This is a genomic window from Streptomyces sp. NPDC085481 (assembly GCF_044541845.1).
Lineage (GTDB): Bacteria > Actinomycetota > Actinomycetes > Streptomycetales > Streptomycetaceae > Streptomyces.
Genome location: NZ_JBITTJ010000003.1, coordinates 384,692 through 408,153, shown reverse-complemented (window position 1 = coordinate 408,153; position 23,462 = coordinate 384,692). Strand labels below are relative to the sequence as shown.

The following is a 23,462-nucleotide window of genomic DNA, read 5'->3' as shown; positions in this document are numbered from 1 at the left end:
TGCAGGTGGGACCGGTCCGAACGGGTTATCGCACGGACGTTCGAAAGTGCGCTAGGGTGGGGATGAGGGGGTGGGAACGTACGTACGAATTTGATGCGGGAGGTGTGTGACGCATGCCGGGGTTCACGCATCTGCACACCGCGTCTGGCTTCTCCCTGCGCTACGGCGCCTCGCACCCCGCCCGGCTGGCCGAGCGCGCCGCCGAACGGGGCATGGACGCCCTCGCCCTCACCGACCGCGACACCGTCGCGGGCACGATCCGCTTCGCCAAGGCCTGCGTGAAGGCGGGGGTGCGCCCGCTGTTCGGCGCCGACCTGGCCTACGCGCCGGTGTCCGCCCCCTCCGGTGACGGGCCGACCTCCGCGCGCCGGACGCCCGTGCGCGGCGGTGCCTTCGTGGACGAGTCCGCGCCCCGGGCCGTCTTCCTCGCCCGCTCCCGCACCGGCTGGGCCGGGCTCTGCGCGCTCATCACCGCCGCCCACGCCCACGCGGGGGAGGGCAGGCCCGTGCTGCCCTGGGCGGCCCACCAGGGCGACGGGCTCTTCGTCCTGCTCGGCGCCGACTCCGACGTCGGGCGCGCCCTCGCCGCCGGCCGGCCGGACCGCGCCGCGCGACTCCTGGTGCCCTGGCGCGAGCGGTACGGGGACGCCCTGTGTCTGGAGGTCGTCCACCACGGGCGCACCGGCACCGGGCCCGGCTCGCTGCGGCTCGCCGCCCGTACCGTCGGATTCGCCGCCGAACAGGGCGTCCGGCCCGTGCTCGGCAACGAGGTCCGGTACGCCGACCCCGGCCAGGGCCCCGTCGCCGACGTCCTCGACTCCGCCCGCCGGCTCGTGCCCGTCGACCCCCGTGCGGGGCTCGACAGCGGCCAGGCCTGGCTCAAGGGCGCCGACGACATGCTGGCCGCCGCCGAGCGGATCGTCGAGGCCGCCGGCTTCCGCCGCGACGCCGCGCACCGGCTCGTCGAGCGGACCGAGGACGTCGCCGCCGCGTGCCTGGTCGACCCCGAGGACGACCTCGGCATGGGCTCCGCCCACTTCCCGGAGCCGTACCTCGTGGGCGCCGCCCACCGCACCGCCCAGCGCGTGCTCGCCTCCCGGGCCGCCGCAGGACTGGTCCTGAAGGGGTATGAGAAGCGGCGGGACTACTGGGACCGGATGCACCGCGAGCTGGACATCATCGCCCACCACGGCTTCGCCAGCTACTTCCTGACGGTCGCCCAGGTCGTGGACGACGTGCGGGAGATGGGCATCCGGGTGGCCGCCCGCGGCTCCGGCGCCGGTTCCCTCGTCAACCACCTCCTCGGCATCGCCCACGCCGACCCCGTCGAGCACGGCCTGCTGATGGAGCGCTTCCTGTCCAAACGCCGCACCGCCCTGCCCGACATCGACATCGACGTGGAGTCCGCCCGCCGCCTGGAGGTCTACCGGGCGATCCTCGGCCGCTTCGGCGCCGAACGGGTCGTCACCGTCGCCATGCCCGAGACCTACCGGGTCCGCCACGCGGTACGGGACGTCGGCGCCGCCCTGTCCATGGACCCGGCCCGGACCGACCGGATCGCCAAGGCCTTCCCGCACATCCGGGCCAGGGACGCCCGCGCCGCCCTCGAAGAACTGCCCGAGCTCCGCGAACTCAAGGGCGAACTCCAGCGCCACGGCAGGTTCTGGGAGCTGGTCGAGGCCCTCGACGCGCTGCCCCGCGGCATCGCCATGCACCCCTGCGGCGTGCTCCTCTCCGACGCCTCGCTGCTCACCCGTACCCCCGTCGTCCCCACCAGTGGCGAGCAGCTGCCCATGGCGCAGTTCGACAAGGAGGACGTGGAGGACCTCGGGCTGCTCAAGCTCGACGTCCTCGGGGTACGGATGCAGTCCGCGATGGCGCACGCCGTCGCCGAGGTCGAGCGCGCCACCGGCACCCGCCCGGACATCGACGCGATCCCGCCCGGCGACCCCGACACGTACCGGCTGATCCGCTCCACCGAGACCCTGGGCTGCTTCCAGATCGAGTCGCCCGGCCAGCGCGACCTCGTGGGCCGGCTCCAGCCCGCGACCTTCCACGACCTCGTCGTCGACATCTCGCTCTTCCGGCCCGGGCCGGTCGCCGCCGACATGGTCCGCCCGTTCATCGAGGCCCGGCACGGCCGCGCGCCCGTCCGCTACCCGCACCCCGACCTGGAGGGGGCGCTGAAGGAGACGTACGGCGTCGTCGTCTTCCACGAGCAGATCATCGAGATCGTGAGCATCATGACCGGCTGCGGCCGCGACGAGGCCGACCAGGTGCGCCGCGGGCTCTCCCACCCGGAGTCGCAGGGGCGGATCAGGACCTGGTTCGCCGAGCGGGCGAGGAAGCGGGGGTACGAGGACGAGGTCGTCGCCCGTACCTGGGAGATCGTCGAGGCCTTCGGCTCGTACGGCTTCTGCAAGGCGCACGCGGTGGCCTTCGCCGTGCCGACCTACCAGTCGGCCTGGCTCAAGGCGCACCACCCGGCCGCCTTCTACGCGGGGCTGCTCACCCACGACCCCGGCATGTACCCGAAGCGGCTGCTGCTCGCGGACGCCCGGCGGCGCGGGGTGCCCGTGCTGCCGCTCGACGTGAACCGGTCGGCGGTCGCCCATCGTATCGAACTGGTGTCCGACGCCCCTGTGGTGTGGGGGCTCCGGCTCGGCCTCACCGACGTCCACGGCATCAGCGAGGCCGAGGGCACCCGCATCGAGGCCGGACAGCCCTACGCCTCCCTGCTCGACTTCTGGGAGCGGGCCCGTCCGCGCAGGCCCGTCGCCGAACGGCTCGCCCAGGTCGGCGCGCTCGACGCGTTCGGCGGCAACCGGCGCGACCTGCTGCTCCACCTCACCGAACTCCACCGCGTCCAGCGCGGAGCCGCCTCCTACGGCGGCCAACTGCCGCTCGCCCAGGGCCGCAAGACCGCCCCCGTCGGCCTGCCCGACCTCGACGAGACCGAACGCCTCAGCGCCGAACTCGGCATCCTCGGCATGGACGCCTCCCGCCACCTCATGGCCGACCACCAGGCCTTCCTGCGCGAACTCGGCGTGGTCTCCGCCCAGCGGCTGCGCTCCGCCGCGCACGGACAGACCGTCCTGGTCGCCGGCGCCAAGGCGGCCACCCAGACCCCGCCCATCCGCTCCGGCAAGCGGGTCATCTTCACCACCCTCGACGACGGCACCGGCCTGGTCGACCTCGCCTTCTTCGACGACTCCCACGAGCGCTGCGCCCACACCGTCTTCCACTCCTGGCTGCTGCTCGTCCGCGGCGTGGTGCAGCGCCGCGGCCCGCGCAGCCTCAGCGTGGTCGGCTCCGCCGCCTGGAACCTCGCCGACCTGATCGAACTGCGGGCGGAGGGCGGCCTGGCGGCGGTGGGCGAGCGGCTGTCCGAACGGCCCGAACCCTCGGAGGGGAGCGGTGACTCCGGCCGCCGGATCACGATGTCCACCGGCTACGAGATGAACCCCTGGGCCGACCTCCAGCCGGCCGGCGAGGGCGCCGCGACACCGGCGCGGAAACTCTGGCACAGCAGTCCGGGGAGCGCGGGATGATCCTTTGCGTACGGTTCCGGCTGGAGCCCGTGGACGAGGTGATGCTGCCCCGGCTCCTCGATCTGCTCGGCGAGTTCACCCCGGTCGTCGAGGCCGCCCCGCCCTGCGAGGCGCTCGCCGACGTGCGCGGCGCGCTGCGCTACTTCGGCTGGAGCCCGGCCGAACTGGCCTCGGTGATCCGGGTCAGGGCGCTCGCCCTGTACGGGGTCGACTGCGTCATCGGCGCCGGACCCAACCCGATGCTGGCCCGGATGGCGGCCCGCGAGGCCCGGCCGGGCGTCACCCTGGTCGTCGAGGACCCGGCGGCCTTCCTGCGGGACCGGCCGGTCGTCGCCCTCGACGGCGTCGGCCGCGCCACCGCCCGCACCCTCTGCGGCTACGGGCTCGACTCCGTCGGCCGGGTCGCGGACGCGCCGCTCGCCGTGCTCCAGCGCCTGGTCGGCGCGAAGGCAGGCCGCGACCTGTGGGAGCGGGCGCGGGGCATCGACCGCACCCCCGTCGTCCCCGGCGAGGCATCCAGCTCCCTGGCGGCCGAACGAGTCTTCCCGCACGACGAGTTGGACCAGGACGCGCACCGCAGGGCGCTGCTCTCGCTCACCGAGGAGCTGGGCTCCCGGATGCGGACGGAACGGCAGGTGTGCCGCTCCCTGACCGTGACCGTGCGGTACGCGGACCGGAGCACGTCCAGCCGGAACCGTACGCTGCGCGAACCGACCGCCCACTCGACGGAGCTCACCGCGCTCGCGTACACGATCCACGCCTCGTTCGGGCTCCAGCGGGCCCGGGTACGCGGCATCGCGCTGCGCGCCGAGGGGCTCGGACCGGCCGAAGGGGCCGCGCACCAGCTGACCTTCGACCCGGCGGACGACAAGGCCCGGCGGATCGAGGCGGTGGCGGACCGGGCGCGGGCGAGGTTCGGGCCGAGGGCGGTACTGCCCGGCTCGCTGGCCGCCTGAGCCGGACGGAGCGGCGCGACGGGGGTCTGACCCGGACGGCTCGGAGCGACACGCGACTTTTTACCGACGCGTAACTTCCCTCCGCAGGCTACCCGTGCGTAATTTGGCGAAAGCGCATCCCCACTTGTGGTCCGGACCGCAGGGCGTACTGCACCCCTCAATCCCCTTGAGCCGCAAGGAGATCGCCCGATGCTGCCCTGGAAGCACGTCGTCAGAGCGCTGTCCGTACTGCTGCTGACCGCCGCCGCCACCCTCGCCCCCACCGCCGCCGCCCAGGCCGACACCGACAAGGCCGAGACCGCCTCCGCCACCGACCATGGCTGGAACGACTTCTCCTGCAAGCCCTCCGCCGCCCACCCGCGCCCGGTCGTCCTCGTCCACGGCACGTTCGGCAACGCCGTCGACAACTGGCTGGGCCTCGCGCCGTACCTGGTCAACCGCGGGTACTGCGTCTTCTCGCTCGACTACGGCCAGCTGCCGAACGTGCCGTTCTTCCACGGCCTCGGCCCCGTCGACAAGTCCGCCGAACAGCTCGACGCGTACGTCGACCGGGTCCTCGCCGCCACCGGCGCCGCCGAGGCGGACCTCGTCGGCCACTCGCAGGGCGGCATGATGCCCCGCTACTACCTGAAGTTCCTCGGCGGGGCCGCGAAGGTGAACACCCTCGTCGGCATCGCCCCCGACAACCACGGCACCACCCTGAACGGCCTCACCCAGCTCCTGCCGTACTTCCCCGGCGCCAAGGACCTGATCAGCGAGCACACCCCCGGCCTCGCCGACCAGATCGCCGGCTCCGCCCTCCTGACCAAGCTCAACGCGGGCGGCGACACCGTCCCCGGCGTCCGCTACCACGTCATCGCGACCAAGTACGACGAGGTCGTCACCCCGTACCGCTCCGGGTTCCTCTCCGGGCCGAACGTGACCAACGTCGTGCTCCAGGACCTGTGCGCCCTCGACCTGTCCGAGCACGTGACGATCGGGACGGTGGACCGGATCGTCTTCCACGAGGTGGACAACGCCCTCGACCCGGCCCAGGCGACCCCGACCACCTGCCTCTCCGTGATCGGCTAGCCGTGGCTAGCCGGCCTCCTGGAGGCCGGCTGTGCCCTCCTAGCGGCGCGACCCGGCCGACCTGCGGCGGGCCGTCGCGAAGAGCACGGTCGCGCCGAGACCGAGGACGGCGGCGCCGCCCAGCGCGAGGTACGGGGTGGCGGCGTCGCCACCGGTCTCGGCGAGCTCGACACCCGAGCCGGCGCCGTCGGCGCCGGACTCGGTACCGGTCCCGGCGCCGTTCGCCGCGGGCCGGTCGGGCGCCGCGGAGGTGGTCGCCGGAGCCGCCGCGGTCTCCTTGGCGCCGGTCGCCGCGTCGCCGTCCCCGTGCCCGGCGTGCTCGACCGAGGACTGGTCCCGTCCCTCCTCGATCTGCTCCTCGGAGGGCGCACTCGGGGCCGTCGACGGGGCTGCCCCGCCGCTGTCCTGCCCGAACACCACGTCCGAGCAGGTGTAGAAGGCCTCGGGGGAATCGGAGCGCTGCCAGATCGAGTAGATCAGGTGGCGCCCCGACTTCTTCGGCACCGTCCCCCTGAACACGTAGTCGCCGTTCTGCATCCCCGGGTCGGTGACCTTGGCGAACGGCTTCTCCTCCAGGTCCGACCAGGTGAGCGGCTTCGACGGGTCGTACCCGTCCTTCGTCACGTAGAGCTCGAAGGAGCCCTTGTGCGGGGCCGTCCCCTTGTAACGGAAGGTGTGCTCACCGGAGTCCATCCGGCTGGCCGGCCAGTCCGCCCGCGCCAGGTCGAGCCCGCGGTACTTGTCGTTGCCGGCGCTGCACAGCTTCCCGTCCGCGATCAACTGGCGGTGGTTGCCGGCCGCGTTCGCGATGTTCACCCCGTTCCAGTCGTAGAACGCCTGCGTCCCGCCCGCGGCCACCGCCGCCTTGCACGCCGCCGACTTCGGGCTCTCCGGCCCCTCCGCGTAACACCCCGCGACCCGGCTCACCGGATCGGTCATCGACCCGTGGGCGAAGGCGGGGGCGGCGGCGAGCCCGGACAGGGCGAGCACGGCGGTGGTGGCGACGGCCGCGGCCGTACGGCGTGAGGTCATGGGGGGACAACTCCTTCACGAGGGTGGGGTGTGGGGGGTTGCCCAGCAAACTAGCCCTCCCCATCGGCGAAAACGGCGCCGGAGAGCCGAACGGGGTGATCCTTAGGGCCGCTTTAAGGTCGCGGTAAGAACGGGCTCAGGAACGGACCGCGCCGCGGCCCCGGAGTCAGCCCAGCCGCCGGTAGCGCCGTTCCGGGCGGCCCGTGCCGCCGTACCGCAGGGTGACCTCCGCGCGGCCGGTCTCGGCGAAGTACTCCAGGTAGCGCCGCGCGCTCACCCGGGACAGCGAGCCCGCCTCCGCGCACTCCGTCGCGGACAGGCCCTCCGGGTGGGCGCGCAGGACCGAGTCGACCAGCTCCGCGGTGTGCGCCGCGAGGCCCTTGGGGAGTTCGCGGGAGCCGCGCGGGCGGGCGCCGAAGATCCGGTCGACGTCCTCCTGGCGGGCCTCCGCCGCGGCGAGCCCGTCGAGGCGGCTGCGCAGGGAGGCCACGTGGCGCAGCTGCTCCTGCAGCGCGGCCTGGTTGAAGGGCTTGATCAGATAGTGCAGGGCCCCGGCGCGCAGCGCCGAGCGGATCGTGTCGGCGTCCCGCGCCGCGGTGATGAACAGGGCGTCCACCGCCGGACCCGTCGCGCGCAGCTCGCGCAGCACCGCGATCCCGTCCATGTCGGGCAGGAAGATGTCGAGCAGCACCAGATCCGGCCGGAGCCGCTCCGCGGCGGCCAGCGCCTCGGCGCCGCTGTGCGCGACGCCGACGACGGAGAAGCCCGGCACCGCCGACACATAGCGGCAGTGCAGCTTGGCCACCATGAAGTCGTCGTCGACCACCAGCACCTTCGTCACGCGGACAACGTAGGACGCGACCACAAGGACCACAACGTCCGTTGATTGCGGAAGCGAGACAGCTTCTTAACGCGCAGGCAACATGTGGGCCACCTCACACCCCCACCCCTACCCACCGAGAGGCGGCACACGTGCGGTTGCGCACCCCCCTCGCCCTGCTCGGCGCGGCTCTCCTCGTGCTCGTGGGACCGCCGCTGCTCGACACCGGCAGCGGCTCCGACACCGGCACCCGGATACCCGGCCTGCGCTTCATGGTCCCCAACACGCCCGGCGGCGGCTACGACATCACCGCCCGCACCGCGGCCAAGAACGCCGAGGACGCGGGGCTCACCACCGACATCGAGGTCTTCAACCTGCCGGGCGCGGGCGGCACCGTCGGCCTCACCCGGCTCGTCGGCGAGCACGGCAACGGCCGGCTCGCCATGTCCATGGGCCTCGGGGTGGTCGGCGCCGTGCACACCAACAAGACCCCGAAGACCCTCGCCGACACCACCCCGATCGCCCGGCTCACCATGGAGCAGGACATCGTCGTGGTCGGCAAGGACTCCCCGTACCGGACCATTCAGGACCTCCTCGCCGCCTGGCGGAAGGACCCCGGCAAGCTGCCCGTCGGCGGCGGCTCCTCGCCCGGCGGCCCCGACCACCTCGCCCCCATGCTGATGGCCCGGGCCGCCGGCATCGCCCCGAAGAGCGTCAACTACGTCCCCTTCGACGGCGGCGGCGAGCTGCTCGCCTCGATCCTCGGGAACAAGGTCGCCTTCGGCGTCTCGGGCGTCGGCGAGTACCTCGACCAGATCAAGGCCGGCGAGCTCCGCCTGCTCGCTGTCACGGGCGCCGAACGCGTCCCCGGACTCGACGCGCCCACCCTGCGCGAGGCCGGCCTCGACACCGAGTTCATCAACTGGCGCGGGATCGTCGCCCCGCCGGGCCTGTCCGACGCCGAGCGCGACAAGCTCGTCACCCTCGTCACCGAGCTGCACGGCTCGCCCGAGTGGCGCGAGTCCCTCAGGACCCACGGCTGGAACGACGCCTTCCTGCCCGGCGAGCAGTTCGGCGCCTTCCTCGGCGATCAGGACAAGCAGGTCGGCTCGGTACTGAAGGAGCTGGGACTGTGACCGACACCGACACCGACATCACGACCGTCGGCGACGGCGACACCGTCGTGAAGAAGTCCTGGCTGCGCGAGCACTCCGAGCTCGGCGTCAGCCTCATCCTCCTGGTCCTCGGCGTCCTCGTCCTCACCGACGCCCTCGGCATGACCGTCGACATCGCTCAGCGCGGCCCCGTCGGCCCCCGCACCGTCCCCCTCGTCGTCGGCGCCGGCCTGCTGGTCGTCGCCGTGCTCCTCGCGGTCGACGTGCTGCGCGGCGGCCGCGGCGAGGCCGAGGGCGGCGAGGACGTCGACCTGTCCGAGCCCGCCGACTGGCGCACCGTCCTCCTCCTCGCCGGCGTCTTCCTCGGCTTCGCCGTCCTCATCGGCCCGGCCGGCTTCCCCGTCTCCGGCGCCCTGCTCTTCTGGGGCGCGGCCTACGCCCTCGGCAGCCGCCACCTCCACCGCGACCCGCTGATCGCGGCCGCGCTGTCGCTCCTCACGTACCTCGTCTTCGACCACCTGCTCGGAGTCCCGCTGCCCGGCGGCCCGCTGATGGGAGTGCTCTGACCCATGGACTCTCTGAACTCCCTGCTCGACGGCTTCGGCACCGCGCTGACCCCGATCAACCTGCTGTGGGCCGCGGTCGGGGTCCTCCTCGGCACCGCCATCGGCGTGCTCCCCGGCATCGGCCCGGCCATGGCCGTCGCCCTGCTGCTCCCCGTGACCTACGGGCTCGAGCCGACCGGCGCGTTCATCATGTTCGCCGGCATCTACTACGGCGCGATGTTCGGCGGCTCCACCACCTCGATCCTGCTCAACACCCCCGGTGAGAGCGCGGCCGTCGTCGCCGCCATCGAGGGCAACCCGATGGCCAGGTCCGGGCGCGGCGCGCAGGCGCTCGCCGCGGCCGCCGTCGGCCACTTCGCGGGCGGCATGGCCGGCACGATCCTGCTCGTCGTCCTCGCCCCGACCGTCGCCGCGCTCGCCGTCGACATCGGCGCCCCCGACTACTTCGCCATCATGGTCCTGGCCTTCATCGCGGTGACCTCGGTCCTCGGCTCCTCCCGGATCCGGGGCCTCGCCTCCCTCCTCATCGGGCTCACCTTCGGTCTGGTCGGCCTCGACCAGATGACCGGCCAGCAGCGGCTCACCTTCGGCTCGCTCCAGCTCGCCGACGGCATCGACGTGATCATCGTGGCGGTCGGCCTGTTCGCCATCGGCGAGGCCCTGTGGGTCGCGGCCCATCTGCGCCGCACGGCGGGCGAGGCCATCCCGGTGGGCCGCCCCTGGCTGGGCAAGGACGACGTCCGGCGCACCTGGAAGGCCTGGCTGCGCGGGCCGCTCATCGGCTTCCCGTTCGGCGCGATCCCGGCCGGCGGCGCAGAGATCCCCACCTTCCTGTCGTACGTCACCGAGAAGCGCCTCTCGAAGCACAGGGACCAGTTCGGCAAGGGGGCCATCGAGGGCGTCGCGGGCCCCGAGTCCGCCGCCTCCGCCTCGGCCGCCGGCACCCTCGTCTCCATGCTCACCCTGGGCCTGCCGACGACCGCCGTGGCCGCCGTGATGCTCGCCGCCTTCCAGCAGTACGGCATCCAGCCGGGCCCGCTGCTCTTCGAGCGCGAACCCGACCTGGTCTGGGGCCTGATCGCCTCGCTGTTCGTCGGCATGGTGCTGCTGCTCGCGCTCAACCTGCCGCTCGCGCCGGTCTGGGCCAGGCTGCTCCGCATCCCCCGCCCGTACCTCTACGCCGGCATCCTGTTCTTCGCCGCCGTGGGTGCGTACGCGGTCGGCGGCGAGGCCCTCGACCTGGTCATCCTGCTGGTCATCGGCCTCATCGGGTTCGGCATGCGGCGCTACGGACTGCCCGTCCTGCCCGCCGTCATCGGGGTCATCCTCGGCCCGGCCGCCGAACAGCAGCTGCGCCGCGCGCTCCAGATCAGCGACGGCTCGCTCACCGGCCTGGTCGACACGCCGTTCTCGGTGGCCGTGTACGTGGTGGTGGTGCTCCTGCTCGGCTGGCCGCTGCTGCGGAAACTGATCAAGAGCCGCTCGAAGGCCGTCGTAATGTGACGGTATGACAAGCGAGCTGCTCCGCCCCGCGACCGCGGCCCACGTACCCGCCGTGAAGGCCGTGATCGACGCGGCCTTCCACCCCTACATCGCGCGCATCGGTCTCGTACCGGCCCCGATGCGGGCGGACCACGCGGCGAACGTGGCCGCGGGGCGCGTGTTCGTCGCGGGGGATCCGGTGGCCGGTCTCGTGGTGGTGATCCCCGAGGCCGACCACCTCTACCTCGACATCATCGCCGTCCACCCCGACGCCCAGGGCAGCGGCCTCGGCCGCGCCCTGATGGGCTGGGTCGAGGGCCGGGCGCGCGAGCTCGGCCTGCCGGAGGTGCGGCTGCTCACCAACGCGATGATGTGGGAGAACCGGAACATGTACGAGCGGTACGGCTACGAGGTCACCGAGCGCCGCGCGGAAGGACCGTACGACCGTATTCACTACCGTAAGACGGTACTCAACTCGCCCCCGATGGAGTGAGTTTCGGGAATCCGGGCACGTGATCCGGTATGCCTGGCGGGCAGCGTCATCCCCCACCCCCCGAAGGGACCCCCCACTCATGCGCGCTCGCCTCGCCGCCGCCGTCGCCGCCGGCGCCCTGCTCGCCCTCACCGCCACGACCGCCCACGCAGGACCGGCCGACGGCCTCGCCGTCGACCCCTACGGGACGGTCGCCGAGGACGGCACGGTCAGCCTCTCCGGCTCCTACCGCTGTGCCGACGACAGCGCGGGCCCGGTCTTCGTCAGCGCCACGCTCGTCCAGGACGACCGCTCCGCCGGGATCGGCGGCACCCGCGCCGTCTGCGACGGCCTGGTCCACGAGTGGACCAACAGCTCCGTCGTGAAGGAACCCGCCTACCGGCCCGGTGAGGCGCGGGTGGAGGCGACGCTCATGCAGCTCACCCCCACCGGCCCGATGGGCCTGCCCATGCCCGAGTTCCTGGCCACCGGGAGCCGGAACGTCACCCTGAACTAGAACGTCCCCTGAACGAGAACGTGCCCCTGACCAGGGAGACCCCCTAGGCCAGCAGCCCGATCAGGCCCTCCCGGCCCAGGGCGTCCAGCTCGTCCAGGGCGCGTACGGCGCTCTCCGCCGCCTCCGGATCGGAGGCGGCGAGACCGCTCGCCGCGAACTCGTCCTCGTCGAGCCGCAGCACCTCGCTTCCGTCCGCCGACACCCACAGGTCCAGGTCCAGGTCCTCGACCACCACCACGGACCCGTCGGCGGCCACCTCGGCGGGCCGGGTGACATCGCAGTACCAGCCCTTGAGCGTGCCGTCCCCGGAGCGGACCTCCTTCACCGCGTACCACCGGTCGCGCCAGTAGTGCTCGGTGAAGACGTCGCCCGGCTCGAAGCGTACGAAGCCGAAGTCCCGTGCACCCTCGGCGGCCCACGGCGCGCGGACGGTCAGCCGGACCCCGTCGTCGGCGAGGAGCTCCGCCGGGTAGCGGATCTTGGTCCGCCCCGCCTTGACGAGCGCGACCTCGACCTTCCCGCCGGACCCGGCGGATTCGGTGGACTCAGCCGAGCGGGCGGACATAGCGGGTCTCCTTCGCGCAGATCTCGTAGCCGAACCACGTGTTGATGGCCAGCATCGGCTCGTTGCCGGTGTCGTTGCCGGTGAACGCCTCCGTGCAGCCGGCCGCGCGGGCCCGGTGCAGCGACTGGTTCTTCGCCAGCTTGGCGAGCCCCCGGCCGCGGAAGTCCGGGGCCGTGCCCGTCATGCCGGAGGAGTAGCGGCCGAGGCCGTCCGTGCGGGCGGCGCTGAACGCGGCGGGACGCCCGTCGACCACGGCGACGGTCGTCAGTTCGCGGTCGAGCAGCGGCTGGTTCCAGATGGAGTCCAGCCAGTGCGCGTAGTCGGTCAGCTCGGTGACGACGTCACCCGGCTCGTCGGCCGAGGCCAGCGCGTCGAGCTCGAACAGCGGGCGCGGATCGGCCGCGAAGTCGGCCGCCGTGCGCAGCTCGACGCCCGCGGGCGGCGCCTGGAGCGGCGGCAGCTCGGCCGTGGTCAGGTCGAGCCGCAGGAAGTACGCCGACCGGCTCGCCGCGTACCCGTGCCGCTCGGCGAAGGCGCGGTGGGCGGGCTCGTCGAGGACCCAGCTGTAGAGCGTGGTCGCCCCGGCCCCGGCCAGGTACTCCTCGGCCGCGCGCAGCAGCAGCGTCCCGGCCCCGCGCCCGCGCTGCCCGGGGTGCACATAGAGGGTGACGTCCCCGATGCCCGGCTCGGGGGACTCGTGGACCAGCGACGCGTTCGCGACGCCGACGATCTCCCCGCCGACCTCGGCGACCAGCGGCCGGCTGCGCGCGTCGGGGTGGGCGTGTGCCCACTCGTAGGCCACCTGGCGGCCGGTGGCGAGCATGAAGGGCAGGGCGGCGCGCCGGACCCGGGCGAAGCCCTCGGAGTCCTCGGGGACCTCGGGCCGTACATCGCGGACGATCACAGTCATGGGCGGCACGCTAAGCGGCGGGAGGGCCCGGCTGCCTCCCAATTTCCCGCGGGCCGGGTGCACAATCGGGCGGGTGACGCTTCGAATCAGCGTGGACCAGCACTCCACCACCGCCCCGTACGAACAGCTCCGCTCCCAGATCTCGGAGAGCGCCCGCTCCGGGGAGCTGCCCGTGGGCTACAAGCTCCCGACGGTACGGGGCCTCGCGGAGGACCTCGGGCTCGCGGCGAACACGGTCGCCAAGGCGTACAAGGCCCTCGAGGCGGACGGGGTGATCGAGACCCGCGGCCGCAACGGCACCTTCGTCGCCGCCGCCTCCGACGCGGCCTCCCGCCTCGCCGCCACGGCCGCCGCCGGCTACACGACGGAGGCCCGCCGCCTCGGCCTCACCCGGGAGCAGGCGGAGGCGGCGGTGCGGGACGCGCTGAGAGCCGCTTACGACGACTGAACCCCCACAGGGCCCTGACGACGGGCCCTACAGGTAAAGCCCCGCGTCGGCCGCGCGCTGCTCCGGCATGCCCGTCGCAGGCGTCCCGCGGCGCAGCGCGAACAGCTCTGCCAGCGTCGCGCCGTCCCGGCCCACGCCCTCCTCGTGGCCGAGCCACGCCACGGACTCGGCCCGGGTCAGCGGGCCCACCTCGATCCGGGCCAGGCAGCGGCCGGGGCGGACCACCGCGGGGTGCAGGCGTTCCAGGTCCTCGTTGGTGGTGACGCCGACGAGGACGTTGCGGCCCTGGCCGAGCAGACCGTCCGTCAGGTTGAGCAGCCGGGACAGCGCCTGGCCCGCGGTGTGCTTGGCCTCGCCGCGGATCAGCTCGTCGCAGTCCTCCAGGAGCAGCAGCCGCCAGCGGCCCTTCGCCGTGCCCTCGTCCTCGCCGATCGCGATGTCCATCAGATAGCCGACGTCGTTGAACAGGCGCTCCGGGTCGAGCACGCAGTCGACCTGGCACCAGTCGCGCCAGGACCGGGCGAGGGTCCGCAGCGCGGAGGTCTTGCCGGTGCCGGGCGGGCCGTGGAGCAGTAGCAGCCGGCCCGTGATGTCGTCCGGGGTGACCGCCATCAGCCGGTCCATCGCCCCCGCGACCGGCGCCGTGTAGTTGGGCCGGATCTCCTCCCAGGTGCCCGCGCCGATCTGGCGGGTGGTGCGGTGCGGGCCGCGGCGGGGTGACACGTACCAGAAGCCCATCGTCACGTTCTCGGGCTGCGGCTCCGGCTCGTCCTTCGCGCCGTCGGTCGCCTCCTTCAGGACCCGCTCGGCGAGTTCGGCGTCGGTGGCGGTGACGGTGACGTCCGCGCCCCGGTTCCAGCGCGAGACGAGCACCGTCCAGCCCTCGCCCTCGGCGAGGAGGGCGCTGCGGTCGTCGTCCTTCGCGGCCCGCAGCAGCTTCGCGCCCGTGGGCAGCAGTGTCGCGGTCGGCTTGACCCGGTCCAGGGTGGTGCTGAGCGAGTGCGGCTGTTCCCCGGTCGCGAAGCGGCCGAGGAAGAGCGCGTCGACGACGTCGGAGGGCGAGTCGCTGTCGTCGACGTGGAGCCGGATCGGCAGCGACTGCTCGGGTCTCGAAGGGTCCTTCGGTACGCCGTGGGTGGCAGACATGGCGCCCATGATCCGGCAATCGGGCAGGGGGTGCACGGGCTTTTGAACGGGACGGTCCGGCGGGTCGCCCGATGGGGCCATCGCCGGCCCGGCGTCAGGGCCGCGGCCGCCGCACCGCCTTCCGGGCGCCGCGCACCACCGCGTACCCCTTGGTGAGCGCCCGGTCCGCGGCGAAGGTCCGGCCGATCGCCCGTCCCTCCACGAGCCGTTCGAACTCCTCGATCCCGGTGGAGCGCCGCACGGTCACCCGCTCCAGGGCGTACGGCCCCTGCCCGCGCCGGGCCAGCCGGTTGCCGACGGCGAGCGCCTGGGCGAACCCGGCGGCGCGGACGGCGCGCCGCACCCGCCGGTCGGAGTGGCCGAAGGGGTACGCGAAGGAGACCGGAGCCGTGCCCGTCTCCTCGCGCACGATCGCCCGGCAGCGTCCGGCCTCGAACCGGAGGGTGCGGTCGTCGGTCCGGTCGAGCGGCGGGTGGCTGTGGCTGTGGCCGCCGATCTCGGTCCCGGCGGCGGCCAGTTCGCGGACCTGGTCCCAGTCGAGCATGGCGGCCGGTGCGCCGCCCTCGTCGTGCGGCCCGCGCAGCCAGCCGGTGGAGACGAAGAGCGTGGCGGCGAAGCCGTGCGCGGCGAGCACGGGCAGCGCGTGGCGGTGCACGCCCTCGTACCCGTCGTCGAAGGTGACGAGCAGCGGCCGCGCGGGCAGCGGGCGGCCGTCGCGCCAGGCGGCGGCGAGCCCGGCCGTGGTCAGCGGGGTGAAGCCCCGGTCGGCGACCACCGCCATCTGCGTGGCGAAGGCCTCGGGCGTGACGGAGAGCCGGCGGGTCGCCCGGGGCGGCTCGGGGTCGACCGCGTGGTACATGAGGATCGGTACGGGGCCGGGCCGGGGCCGGCTCACGCGACCGCCTCCTCTTCCTCGGTCCCGGCGGGGAGTTCGGGGATCGGGCCCCAGGAGAAGGCCGGCCCGCCCGTGCGGGCCCGCAGGGTCCCCCGTACGTATCCGGCGGCGGCCAGCGCCACCCCCGCCACGATCGCGCCGGCCCGGCCCGCGCCGCCGGGCCGCCGCCGCAGCACCGTGTCGCCGAGCCCGCGCAGCACGCCCGCGGGCAGCACCCGGCCGGTGTAGCGCCGTTCCGACTCCAGGCCCTTGCCGGCGCCGACGCTCTGGGTGACCAGGGCCTTGGAGAGTCCTTCGGCGTAGGCGCGGGTGCGGAAGTAGCCGAACCGCTCGCGGACGGCGGGGACCTTGTGGTGGATGACCGAGCGGTCGTCGATGAGCAGGACCGCGCCCGGCAGGGCCCGGGCGAGCCGGATGCACAGTTCGGTCTCCTCGCAGCCGAGCGGCCGCCGGTCGCCGTCCCGCCCGATGCCGGTGGCGAAGCCGCCCGCGGCGTCGAAGGCGGTACGGCGGAAGGAGGCGTTGCCGCCGAGGACGTTGCGCACCCGGGCCAGGCCCGGCGGCAGGCCCCGGTAGGTGCAGCCCACGATCCAGTCGAACTCCTCGGGGAACCAGTCGGGGCGCCGGCCCGCCGCCCACACGGGCAGGGTCCGGCCGCCGACCGCCTGCACGGCGGGGTCGGCGTACGCGTCGGCGAAGTGGGCGAGCCAGTCGCGCTCGGCGACGGCGTCGTCGTCGAGGAAGGCGACGAACTCGCCCCGCGCCGCGGCGATTCCGGTGTTGCGGCCGGAGGAGAGGCCGCGGGGGCCCGCGTTGGCGAGCACCCGCACCTCCCGCCGGGTCGCGGCCGCCGCGAAGTGCGCGGCGAGCCGGACCCGCAGCCGCTCGTTGTGGTCCACCACGAGCAGGGTCTCCAGGGCCGGCAGCGACTGCGCCCGTACGGAGTCGGCGGCGGCGAGGATGTCCGCCCAGCGTTCCTCCGTGTAGACGCAGATCACGACCGAGAACCCGGGAGCGGTGTGCCGCTCGGTCAAGACGGCGCCCCCCGTCGCTCCCTGCGCTGCCCGCGTTCGCGGAGGATCACCCGGAGCACCCGCAGCCCGTCGCGTACGGCGTGCAGGTTGCTGACGCCGTGGATGCGCAGGTACTCGTGGCTGGGCACCTCCTGCACGCGCAGCCCGGCCTTGACCACCCGGATGTTGATCAGTGTCTCGATCTCGAAGCCGGTGCAGTCGAGGACGATGTGGTCGAGGCAGTGCCGCCAGAAGGCGTTGTAGCCGTAGCAGAGGTCGGTGTAGCGGGCCCCGAACCGGCGGTTGACCAGCGCGCACAGGACGCGGTTGCCGAGTCTGCGGATCAGCGTCATGTCGTCGGTGCCGCCGCCGTTGGCGAAGCGGGAGCCCTTGGCGAAGTCGGCCCCGCCGACCAGCGCGGAGACGTAGGAGACGATCTCCTGGCCGTCGGCGGATCCGTCCGCGTCGACCATGACGATGATGTCGCCGGTGCAGGCGGCGAAGCCGCTGATGAGGGCGTCGCCCTTGCCCTTGCCGGCCTGCTTGACGACCTTGACGTCGGGCCGCAGTTCGAGGGCGACACGGACGGTGTCGTCGGTGGAGTTCCCGTCGACGAGGACGACTTCGTGGATCCAGTCCGGAAGCGTCTTGAATACGTGTGGAAGATTCCTCGCCTCGTTCATGGCCGGGATGACGACGCTCACGGGTGGCGTGATCGCCAAATGCGAGGTGATGGCCCGGTACTCGGGCGCCAATAAAGAACGCACTGGTCGGTTCCCCCCTACCGCAGCCCGCTCCGTGGCCTGTCGCGACGCTAGAGCCCCTCCCCGGAGTCGCTTTGATGACGGGTCAGATGCGGGTGAGAGCTAAGACGGTATTGACGACCGCATCGGTATGGCAAGACCCGAATTCCCGCTCTTGGAATTCTTTCGGGGTGCGTGTGATGTCAGTTAATTGCTGGGTGAATTGACAATGCGTCGGGCGCCTTTCGGGAACCGGCGTACGCCGGCCCGCTCCCCGTGCCCCGCCCGGACTCCCGACTGGCCTGATCTCGCCGGTTTCTGAGGGACATTCGGAGGGTACTGGGCTGCGACTTTTGACATGGACACTTCCGGTGCCCCGGATCCGCTGCTACTACCTGGTAACGCAGAGATCCTGCTAAAGGGAGGTTCCATGAAACTGTCCCGTTTTACGGCCTTCTCGTCCTCGCTCCTGCTCGGCGCCGTCCTCGCCCTCACCGGGGCGGGAGCCGCGCAGGCCGCGGAGACCGCCGCCCTCGACTACGTGGCCCTGGGCGACTCGTACTCCTCCGGTGTCGGATCCGGGAGTTACGACAGCGCCAGCGGCGACTGCAAGCGCTCCACCAAGGCCTACCCGGTGCTGTGGAAGAACGCGAACGCCCCCTCCTCCTTCGCGTTCACCGCTTGCTCGGGCGCCCGAACGGGTGATGTCACGGCCAGTCAGCTCGGACCGCTCTCCACCGCCACCGACCTGGTCTCCATCACGATCGGGGGTAATGACGCCGGATTCGCCGACGTCATGACGACGTGTGTGCTCCAGTCCGAGTCGACCTGCATCAGCCGTGTGAATCAGGCCAAGGGCTATGTCGACAGCACGCTGCCCGGACAGCTCGACTCGGTGTACTCCGCGATCCACAACAAGGCCCCCAACGCGCACGTGGTCGTGCTCGGCTACCCGCGCTTCTACAAGCTCGGCGGCAGCTGCGTCGCCGGCCTGAGCGAGAACGAGCGGCGCGCCATCAACGACGCCTCGGACTACCTCAACGCCGCCACCGCCAAGAGAGCGGCGAACCACGGCTACACCTTCGTCAGTGTCGTCCCCGCCTTCACCGGACACGAGATCTGCTCGTCCGGCACGGCCTGGCTGCACAGCGTCAACTGGCTGAACATCGGCGAGTCGTACCACCCCACCGCCGCCGGCCAGTCCGGCGGCTACCTGCCCAGCCTCAACGGGGCGGTGTAGCGGAACCGCTCGGGGAGGCGGTCCCGCCCGACGGCGTCGCCGTCGGCGGCGGGGCCGTCTCCTCGCAGCTCACCGTGAACGGCACCCACGCGGACTGCCGCGCGACCGGATCCCGCACCTCCACCCGGATCCGGTCGCGCACCGTCGCGCCCGGCCCGTATCCCGACTGGACGCGGGTCACCTGCTGCTCGGTCGGGCCGCCCTCGGTGAACTCGAGGGTGCGCCACTCGCTGTCCTCGCCCTCACCGCTCCCCGTGACCCAGCGGTACGACACGGTGGCCGGCGTCCGGTCCACCGTGACGGTCGCCGTGAAGGCCGGGGCGGCGTCCTCCGGCGGCGGGCAGGTTCCGCTGTAGGTGTCGCGCACCGCACGCACGGACACGATCACCGAGACCGGCGGCGCGGTCGTCGGGCTCGGCGAGGCACTCGTCGTCGCCGTGGTCGGAGCGGCCGTGGTGGGCGCGGTGGTGGGCGCGCTCGTCGTCGCCGGCGGCGGTGTCGGCGTCTCGCCCTTGTCCGTGTCCCGCAGCACCGCGTACGTCAGCGCGCCGGCCAGGAGCAGCAGGACGGCGATCCCGGCGACGAGGGCCGTGCGCCTGCGCCGCCGGGGCTCCGGCCCTGGCCCGCCGGGCGCGGGCAGGGGAGTGGTGGCGGCGCCGCCGGGACCGCCGGTGCCGCCGGTGCCGGGGCCCGAGCCCGGGGCGTCCCCCGGAGCCCCGGGAAAGGGGACGGGTGCCGGGGGTGCGGGGAAGGCCCGGGTCGGTCCCGGGCCCGGCGTGCCGCCCGCGGCGATCACCCGCAGCCGCTCCTCGGCCTCCTGCGCCGGCAGCCGCTGCTCGGGGTCCTTGCGCAACAGCCCCTCGATCACGGGGGCCAGTGGCCCCGCCCGCTCCGACGGCGCGGGCTCCTCGTCCACCACCGAGCGCAGGGTGTCGAGCGCGGTGTCCCGGCGGAACGGTGAGACACCCTCGACGGCAGCGTACAGAAGCACGCCGAGTGACCAGAGGTCCGCTGCGGGCCCCGGTGTGCGCCCCAGCGCGCGTTCGGGCGCGAGGTATTCGGGGGAGCCGATGAGCTCGCCGGTCATGGTGAGCGGAGAGGTCCCCGCCACGGCCGCGATGCCGAAATCGGTGAGCACCGCCCGGCCGTCGTTGGAGAGCAGCACGTTGGCCGGCTTCACGTCCCGGTGCAGCACCCCCGCCTCGTGCGCGGCGCGCAGCGCGCCGAGCACCTCGGCGCCGACCTGAGCGGCTCTCCGGGGTGGCAGCGGGCCCTCGGCCTCGAGGGTCTCGGCGAGGGTGAGGCCGCGGACCAGCTCCATCACGATCCAGGGGCGGCCGTCCTCGGTGACCACGTCGTAGACCGTCACCGCGCCGCGGTGGGAGACCCGCGCGGCGGCCCACGCCTCGCGCTCCAGGCGGGCGTAGAGCCGCTCCCGGTCCTCGGCCGGGAGGCCGGCCGGAGCGCGTACCTCCTTGACCGCCACCTCGCGACCCAGGACCTCGTCCCGGGCGCGCCAGACGGTGCCCATCCCGCCCTCGCCGAGGACGTCCAGAAGCCGGTACCGACCCGCGATCACCGTCATCTCTCCACGGTAGCCGAGCCGGGCCGGTTTTTGGTGGCGGAGATCACACCCGGTCGGAGGCCCGTTGGCGGGGGGCGCCCGGGCAGGATGGTTCGTGACGGTTCGACAGGTGTTCGATCGCTGTCCAACTCACCCTGGAATCAGACGGATTCGGACAGTGATCGTCAACCCCCGTACATACGTGGTGAATCCTGCGGCCGGAATACACGGGTGTCGTAGCGGGGCGATAGGGTTAACCTGCCCGGGCCGGGTGCCCTCGTACGGGTGGGGAGTGACATGGAACAGATAGCAATGCGCAGCAGGCCGCGTGTGCCTGCCATCACCTGCGGGAGCAGCGCGACCAGTTCGCGTCTTGACCGCCATCTCGCGGTGCTCGGCGGTCCCGCCGTGCCGCAGCGGGAGGCGGCCGAGGCGACCCTGCTGATGCGGGAGCTGACGGCACGAGAGGTGCCGGCGCACGGTCACCGCAGCCGCAGCTCGCGGGTCTCGCTCTTCGCCCCGCTGCGCCGACTGCGCCGCTCGCTCTTCGGCAACCACAGCTGACGGGCCGTCCGGGCCGGGCTCCCGCGTATCCCGACGCACCGCTCCCGCCCGCACCCGCTCGGCCGCAGACTCGTTCCTGACCGCTCGCCGGACGTGTCCCCGCCCGTCCGGCGCTTCTCTCCACCCGTGACCCGCGTTCCGGCATCCCGGTGGTCGGGAGTTCCGGCGTCCCGGTGTCAAGGAGTTCCGGTGTCCGGGAGTTCCGGTGTACCGGCGCCCCGGCGCCCCGTGTCCGAGCCTCCCGGTCGATCCGGTCATCCCGTACGGGGCTTCAGGCGCGGGCGTAGCTCCTGACCGCCGCCGGCGCGCAGAGCGCGATCAGCGCGAGCGACCACAGCAGCGCCCCGGCCACCGGATGCGCCACCGGCCAGGCCGCGTCGGCCGGCACCGGCGTGTTCCCGAACAGCTCCCGCACGGCCGTCGTCACCGCCGAGATCGGATTCCACTCCGCGACCGTGCGCAGCCAGCCGGGCATCCCGGCGGTCGGGATGTACGCGTTGGACAGCAGCGGCAGCATGAACGTGGCGCTGCCCAGCTGACCCGCCGCCTCCTCGCTCTGTGAGGCGAGCCCGAGCAGGATGCCCACCCAGGTCGTCGCGAAGCGGAAGAGCAGCAGCAGGCCGACCGCGGCGAGCGCCTCCAGGGCCGAGCCCTCGATCCGCCAGCCCATCGCGAGGCCGACCAGGAGCAGCGGGACCATGCCGACCGCGCTCGTCAGGAGGTCGGCGAGCGCCTGCCCCAGGGGGACCGCGGCGCGGCTGACGGGCATCGTGCGCAGCCGGTCCGTCACGCCCCGATGGGTGTCCTGCGCGGCCTGGAACATGCCGGTCATCACGCCGTTCGCCGCCGTCGCGACCAGCATCCCGGGCACCAGGAAGGCCCGGTAGTCGGCGCCCGGCATCGCGAGCGCGCTGCCGAAGACGTAGCCGAAGAAGAGCAGGAAGACGATCGGCATCGTCTGGGTCATGACGGTGATCGCCGGGGCGTGCCGGACGCGCTGGAGATGGCGGCCGAGGATGGCGGTGCCGTCGTGGACGAGGGTGCTCATGCGGGGACCTCCTGGTGGTCGGGGGCGGGTGCGCGGCCGGTGAGGCGCAGGAACACCGCGTCGAGGGTGGGCGGCCGCAGCGAGGCGTCGACCAGGTGGACTCCGGCGGCGTCGGCCTCGCGCACGATCCGGGGGAGGGTCAGGGTGGTGTCCGTGGTGACCGCGCCGACCGTGCGGCGCTCGGCGTCCAGGGCCGGCGCGGAGCCGGTGAGCCGGTCGAGCACGGCGGCCGCGGCCGGCAGGAACGAGGGGTCGGCGACCACGACCTCGGCGTAGTTGCCGATCAGCGCCTTGAGTTCGGCCGGGGTGCCCCGGTGGGCGGCCCGCCCTTCGTCGATCAGGACGATCTCGTCGGCGAGCTGGTCCGCCTCCTCCAGGTACTGCGTCGTCAGCAGCACGGTCGTGCCCTGGGACGCCAACCCCCGTACGGCGTCCCGGATCTCGCCCCTGCTGTGCGGGTCGAGCCCGGTGGTCGGCTCGTCGAGGAAGAGCACGCTCGGCCGGACGATCAGGCTCGCGGCCAGGTCGAGGCGGCGGCGCATGCCGCCGGAGTAGGTGCGGGCGGGCCGGTCGGCGGCCTCGGTGAGCCCGAACCGTTCCAGGAGCTCGTCGGCGCGGGTCCGCGGGGCGCGCAGCAGCCTGGCGAAGAGCCGCAGGTTCTCGGCGCCGGTGAGGTCGCCGTCGACGGAGGCGTACTGCCCGGTGACCGCGATCCGCTCGCGTACCCCGGCGGGGTCGCGGACCACGTCGACCCCTGCGACCCGGGCGCTGCCGGAGTCGGGGGAGGTGAGCGTGGTGAGCACCCGGACGGCCGTGGTCTTGCCCGCCCCGTTGGGGCCGAGGACGCCGCAGACGGTGCCCTCGGGGACCGCGAGGTCGAGTCCGCGCAGGGCGTGGACCTCGCCGTATCGCTTGTGCAGGCCCTCACTAAGTACAGCGTACGTAGTTGTCATGCGGCGACGATAGCGCATTACGTACGGTGTACGTAACTGGGGGCGTCACTACGATGGGACGGCGAGGTGATGATCGATGGCGGGCCGAGGGGCCGAACCCGAAGTGATCTGGGCGCGCCCCGAGCGCACGGGCCGTGGCCCGAAACCGGCGTACAGCCGGCGGGACATCGTGGAGGCGGCCGTCCGCATCGCCGATGCCGACGGCATCGACGCGGTCTCCATGCGCCGCATCGCCGCCGAGATCGGCTGCGGCACCATGTCGCTGTACAACTACGTGCCGCGCAAGGAGGACCTGTACGAGCTGATGGTCGACCAGGTCAGCGGCGAGTACGAGCTCGGCGGCGGGCCCAGCGGCGACTGGCGGGCCGACATGAGGGCCGTGGGACGCCAGGCCCGGGGGATCCTGCACCGCCACCCCTGGGTGATCCGGCTGATGACCACCGGCTACGCCTTCGGGCCCAACGCCCTGCGCTTCCTGGAGCACTGCCTGGAGTGCCTCGCCGGGCTCGACCTGCCCGGGGGCACCAAGATGGAGCTCATCGCCACGGTCAACGGCACCGTGATGACGATCGTGGCCAACGAGCTCGCCGTCGCCGAGCGCGCCCGCTCCCTGCCGTGGTCCGAGGAGCGGGAACAGGCCGTGCGTCACGCCTACCTGGCGAGCCGGCTCGCCAGCGGCGCCTACCCGCGCCTGACCGCCGTCTTCGGTGAGGCCGCACCGCCGCCGGACGCCGAGGAGGTCTTCACCCGGACGCTGGACCGGGTCCTCGACTCGTTCGTGAAGACCTGAG

At 73.2% G+C, this 23,462-nt stretch carries 23 protein-coding genes; 12 read left to right on the top strand and 11 right to left on the bottom strand.

What is annotated here, in order from left to right; genetic code table 11:
• Positions 1 to 113: 113 nt before the first annotated feature.
• From ACIGEZ_RS10635 to ACIGEZ_RS10625, 3 genes are all read left to right on the top strand, one after another.
• Complete coding sequence (locus tag ACIGEZ_RS10635) at positions 114 to 3,551, top strand: DNA polymerase III subunit alpha (protein ID WP_399828548.1); 3,438 nt, start codon at positions 114 to 116, stop codon at positions 3,549 to 3,551.
• Complete coding sequence (locus ACIGEZ_RS10630) at positions 3,548 to 4,507, top strand: DNA polymerase thumb domain-containing protein (RefSeq protein ID WP_399828546.1); 960 nt, start codon at positions 3,548 to 3,550, stop codon at positions 4,505 to 4,507. Before ACIGEZ_RS10635 ends, ACIGEZ_RS10630 begins: the two co-directional genes overlap by 4 nt.
• A 189-nt stretch (positions 4,508 to 4,696) precedes the next feature.
• Entirely contained in the window at positions 4,697 to 5,578 is an 882-nt protein-coding gene (locus ACIGEZ_RS10625) for an esterase/lipase family protein (RefSeq protein ID WP_399828544.1), read from the top strand.
• A gap of 39 nt (positions 5,579 to 5,617) precedes the next feature.
• Here the strand turns inward: ACIGEZ_RS10625 and ACIGEZ_RS10620 are convergent, their stop codons facing one another.
• Both ACIGEZ_RS10620 and ACIGEZ_RS10615 read right to left on the bottom strand, forming a co-directional pair.
• The gene (locus tag ACIGEZ_RS10620) at positions 5,618 to 6,610 is read right to left on the bottom strand and encodes a lytic polysaccharide monooxygenase (protein WP_399828541.1); all 993 of its coding nucleotides are present in this window, start codon (positions 6,608 to 6,610) and stop codon (positions 5,618 to 5,620) included.
• Between the two features lie 166 nt (positions 6,611 to 6,776).
• On the bottom strand, positions 6,777 to 7,451 hold the full coding sequence (locus ACIGEZ_RS10615; RefSeq protein WP_399828539.1) for a response regulator: 675 nt from the start codon (positions 7,449 to 7,451) through the stop codon (positions 6,777 to 6,779).
• Positions 7,452 to 7,582: 131 nt separating this feature from the next.
• Between ACIGEZ_RS10615 and ACIGEZ_RS10610 the strand changes: the two genes are divergently transcribed.
• The 5 genes from ACIGEZ_RS10610 (at position 7,583) to ACIGEZ_RS10590 (ending at position 11,582) form a co-directional block, all read left to right on the top strand.
• A complete protein-coding gene (locus tag ACIGEZ_RS10610) occupies positions 7,583 to 8,566 on the top strand; it encodes a Bug family tripartite tricarboxylate transporter substrate binding protein (RefSeq protein ID WP_399828537.1) in 984 nt (327 codons plus the stop codon).
• The gene (locus ACIGEZ_RS10605; protein ID WP_399828535.1) at positions 8,563 to 9,111 is read left to right on the top strand and encodes a tripartite tricarboxylate transporter TctB family protein; all 549 of its coding nucleotides are present in this window, start codon (positions 8,563 to 8,565) and stop codon (positions 9,109 to 9,111) included. Before ACIGEZ_RS10610 ends, ACIGEZ_RS10605 begins: the two co-directional genes overlap by 4 nt.
• Before the next feature lie 3 nt (positions 9,112 to 9,114).
• Positions 9,115 to 10,614, top strand: a complete 1,500-nt coding sequence (locus ACIGEZ_RS10600; protein WP_399828531.1) for a tripartite tricarboxylate transporter permease — start codon at positions 9,115 to 9,117, stop codon at positions 10,612 to 10,614.
• A 4-nt stretch (positions 10,615 to 10,618) separates the two neighbouring features.
• Positions 10,619 to 11,086, top strand: a complete 468-nt coding sequence (locus ACIGEZ_RS10595) for a GNAT family N-acetyltransferase (RefSeq protein WP_399828529.1) — start codon at positions 10,619 to 10,621, stop codon at positions 11,084 to 11,086.
• 79 nt (positions 11,087 to 11,165) lie between these two features.
• Positions 11,166 to 11,582, top strand: coding sequence for a DUF6299 family protein (locus ACIGEZ_RS10590; RefSeq protein ID WP_399828526.1), 417 nt, complete (start codon positions 11,166 to 11,168; stop codon positions 11,580 to 11,582).
• Between the two features lie 43 nt (positions 11,583 to 11,625).
• Here the strand turns inward: ACIGEZ_RS10590 and ACIGEZ_RS10585 are convergent, their stop codons facing one another.
• Positions 11,626 to 12,147, bottom strand: a complete 522-nt coding sequence (locus ACIGEZ_RS10585; protein WP_399828524.1) for a DUF402 domain-containing protein — start codon at positions 12,145 to 12,147, stop codon at positions 11,626 to 11,628.
• Positions 12,128 to 13,057: a GNAT family N-acetyltransferase gene (locus ACIGEZ_RS10580; RefSeq protein ID WP_399828521.1), complete on the bottom strand. Its 930-nt coding sequence runs from the start codon at positions 13,055 to 13,057 to the stop codon at positions 12,128 to 12,130. Before ACIGEZ_RS10580 ends, ACIGEZ_RS10585 begins: the two co-directional genes overlap by 20 nt.
• 73 nt (positions 13,058 to 13,130) lie before the next feature.
• Between ACIGEZ_RS10580 and ACIGEZ_RS10575 the strand changes: the two genes are divergently transcribed.
• Positions 13,131 to 13,505, top strand: coding sequence for a GntR family transcriptional regulator (locus tag ACIGEZ_RS10575; RefSeq protein WP_399828518.1), 375 nt, complete (start codon positions 13,131 to 13,133; stop codon positions 13,503 to 13,505).
• 27 nt (positions 13,506 to 13,532) lie between these two features.
• Here the strand turns inward: ACIGEZ_RS10575 and ACIGEZ_RS10570 are convergent, their stop codons facing one another.
• From ACIGEZ_RS10570 to ACIGEZ_RS10555, 4 genes are all read right to left on the bottom strand, one after another.
• The gene (locus tag ACIGEZ_RS10570) at positions 13,533 to 14,660 is read right to left on the bottom strand and encodes a DUF5925 domain-containing protein (RefSeq protein ID WP_399828516.1); all 1,128 of its coding nucleotides are present in this window, start codon (positions 14,658 to 14,660) and stop codon (positions 13,533 to 13,535) included.
• An 85-nt stretch (positions 14,661 to 14,745) separates the two neighbouring features.
• Positions 14,746 to 15,510, bottom strand: a complete 765-nt coding sequence (locus ACIGEZ_RS10565; RefSeq protein WP_399828714.1) for a polysaccharide deacetylase family protein — start codon at positions 15,508 to 15,510, stop codon at positions 14,746 to 14,748.
• A 32-nt stretch (positions 15,511 to 15,542) separates the two neighbouring features.
• Positions 15,543 to 16,580, bottom strand: a complete 1,038-nt coding sequence (locus ACIGEZ_RS10560; RefSeq protein ID WP_399828514.1) for a glycosyltransferase family 2 protein — start codon at positions 16,578 to 16,580, stop codon at positions 15,543 to 15,545.
• Positions 16,577 to 17,326, bottom strand: coding sequence for a glycosyltransferase family 2 protein (locus tag ACIGEZ_RS10555; protein ID WP_399828511.1), 750 nt, complete (start codon positions 17,324 to 17,326; stop codon positions 16,577 to 16,579). The genes ACIGEZ_RS10560 and ACIGEZ_RS10555 overlap by 4 nt, the downstream gene beginning before the upstream one ends.
• A 406-nt stretch (positions 17,327 to 17,732) precedes the next feature.
• Between ACIGEZ_RS10555 and ACIGEZ_RS10550 the strand changes: the two genes are divergently transcribed.
• Positions 17,733 to 18,542 carry an SGNH/GDSL hydrolase family protein gene (locus ACIGEZ_RS10550; protein WP_399828509.1) on the top strand — a complete coding sequence of 270 codons (810 nt, stop codon included), beginning with the start codon at positions 17,733 to 17,735 and terminating at the stop codon, positions 18,540 to 18,542.
• Here ACIGEZ_RS10550 and ACIGEZ_RS10545 read toward each other — a convergent pair.
• Positions 18,526 to 20,127: a serine/threonine-protein kinase gene (locus ACIGEZ_RS10545; RefSeq protein ID WP_399828507.1), complete on the bottom strand. Its 1,602-nt coding sequence runs from the start codon at positions 20,125 to 20,127 to the stop codon at positions 18,526 to 18,528. The two genes, ACIGEZ_RS10550 and ACIGEZ_RS10545, sit on opposite strands and share 17 nt — an antisense overlap.
• Positions 20,128 to 20,403: 276 nt before the next feature.
• Here ACIGEZ_RS10545 and ACIGEZ_RS10540 point away from each other — a divergent pair, with 276 nt between their 5' ends.
• Positions 20,404 to 20,670, top strand: a complete 267-nt coding sequence (locus ACIGEZ_RS10540; protein ID WP_399828504.1) for a hypothetical protein — start codon at positions 20,404 to 20,406, stop codon at positions 20,668 to 20,670.
• A gap of 271 nt (positions 20,671 to 20,941) precedes the next feature.
• On the opposite strand, the gene ACIGEZ_RS10535 is transcribed toward ACIGEZ_RS10540, so the two are convergent.
• Both ACIGEZ_RS10535 and ACIGEZ_RS10530 read right to left on the bottom strand, forming a co-directional pair.
• Complete coding sequence (locus ACIGEZ_RS10535) at positions 20,942 to 21,718, bottom strand: ABC transporter permease (RefSeq protein WP_399828502.1); 777 nt, start codon at positions 21,716 to 21,718, stop codon at positions 20,942 to 20,944.
• The gene (locus ACIGEZ_RS10530) at positions 21,715 to 22,671 is read right to left on the bottom strand and encodes an ATP-binding cassette domain-containing protein (protein ID WP_399828500.1); all 957 of its coding nucleotides are present in this window, start codon (positions 22,669 to 22,671) and stop codon (positions 21,715 to 21,717) included. The genes ACIGEZ_RS10535 and ACIGEZ_RS10530 overlap by 4 nt, the downstream gene beginning before the upstream one ends.
• A 76-nt stretch (positions 22,672 to 22,747) precedes the next feature.
• Here ACIGEZ_RS10530 and ACIGEZ_RS10525 point away from each other — a divergent pair, with 76 nt between their 5' ends.
• Complete coding sequence (locus ACIGEZ_RS10525; RefSeq protein WP_399828497.1) at positions 22,748 to 23,461, top strand: TetR/AcrR family transcriptional regulator; 714 nt, start codon at positions 22,748 to 22,750, stop codon at positions 23,459 to 23,461.
• The last annotated feature ends 1 nt before the right edge of the window (position 23,462 follow it).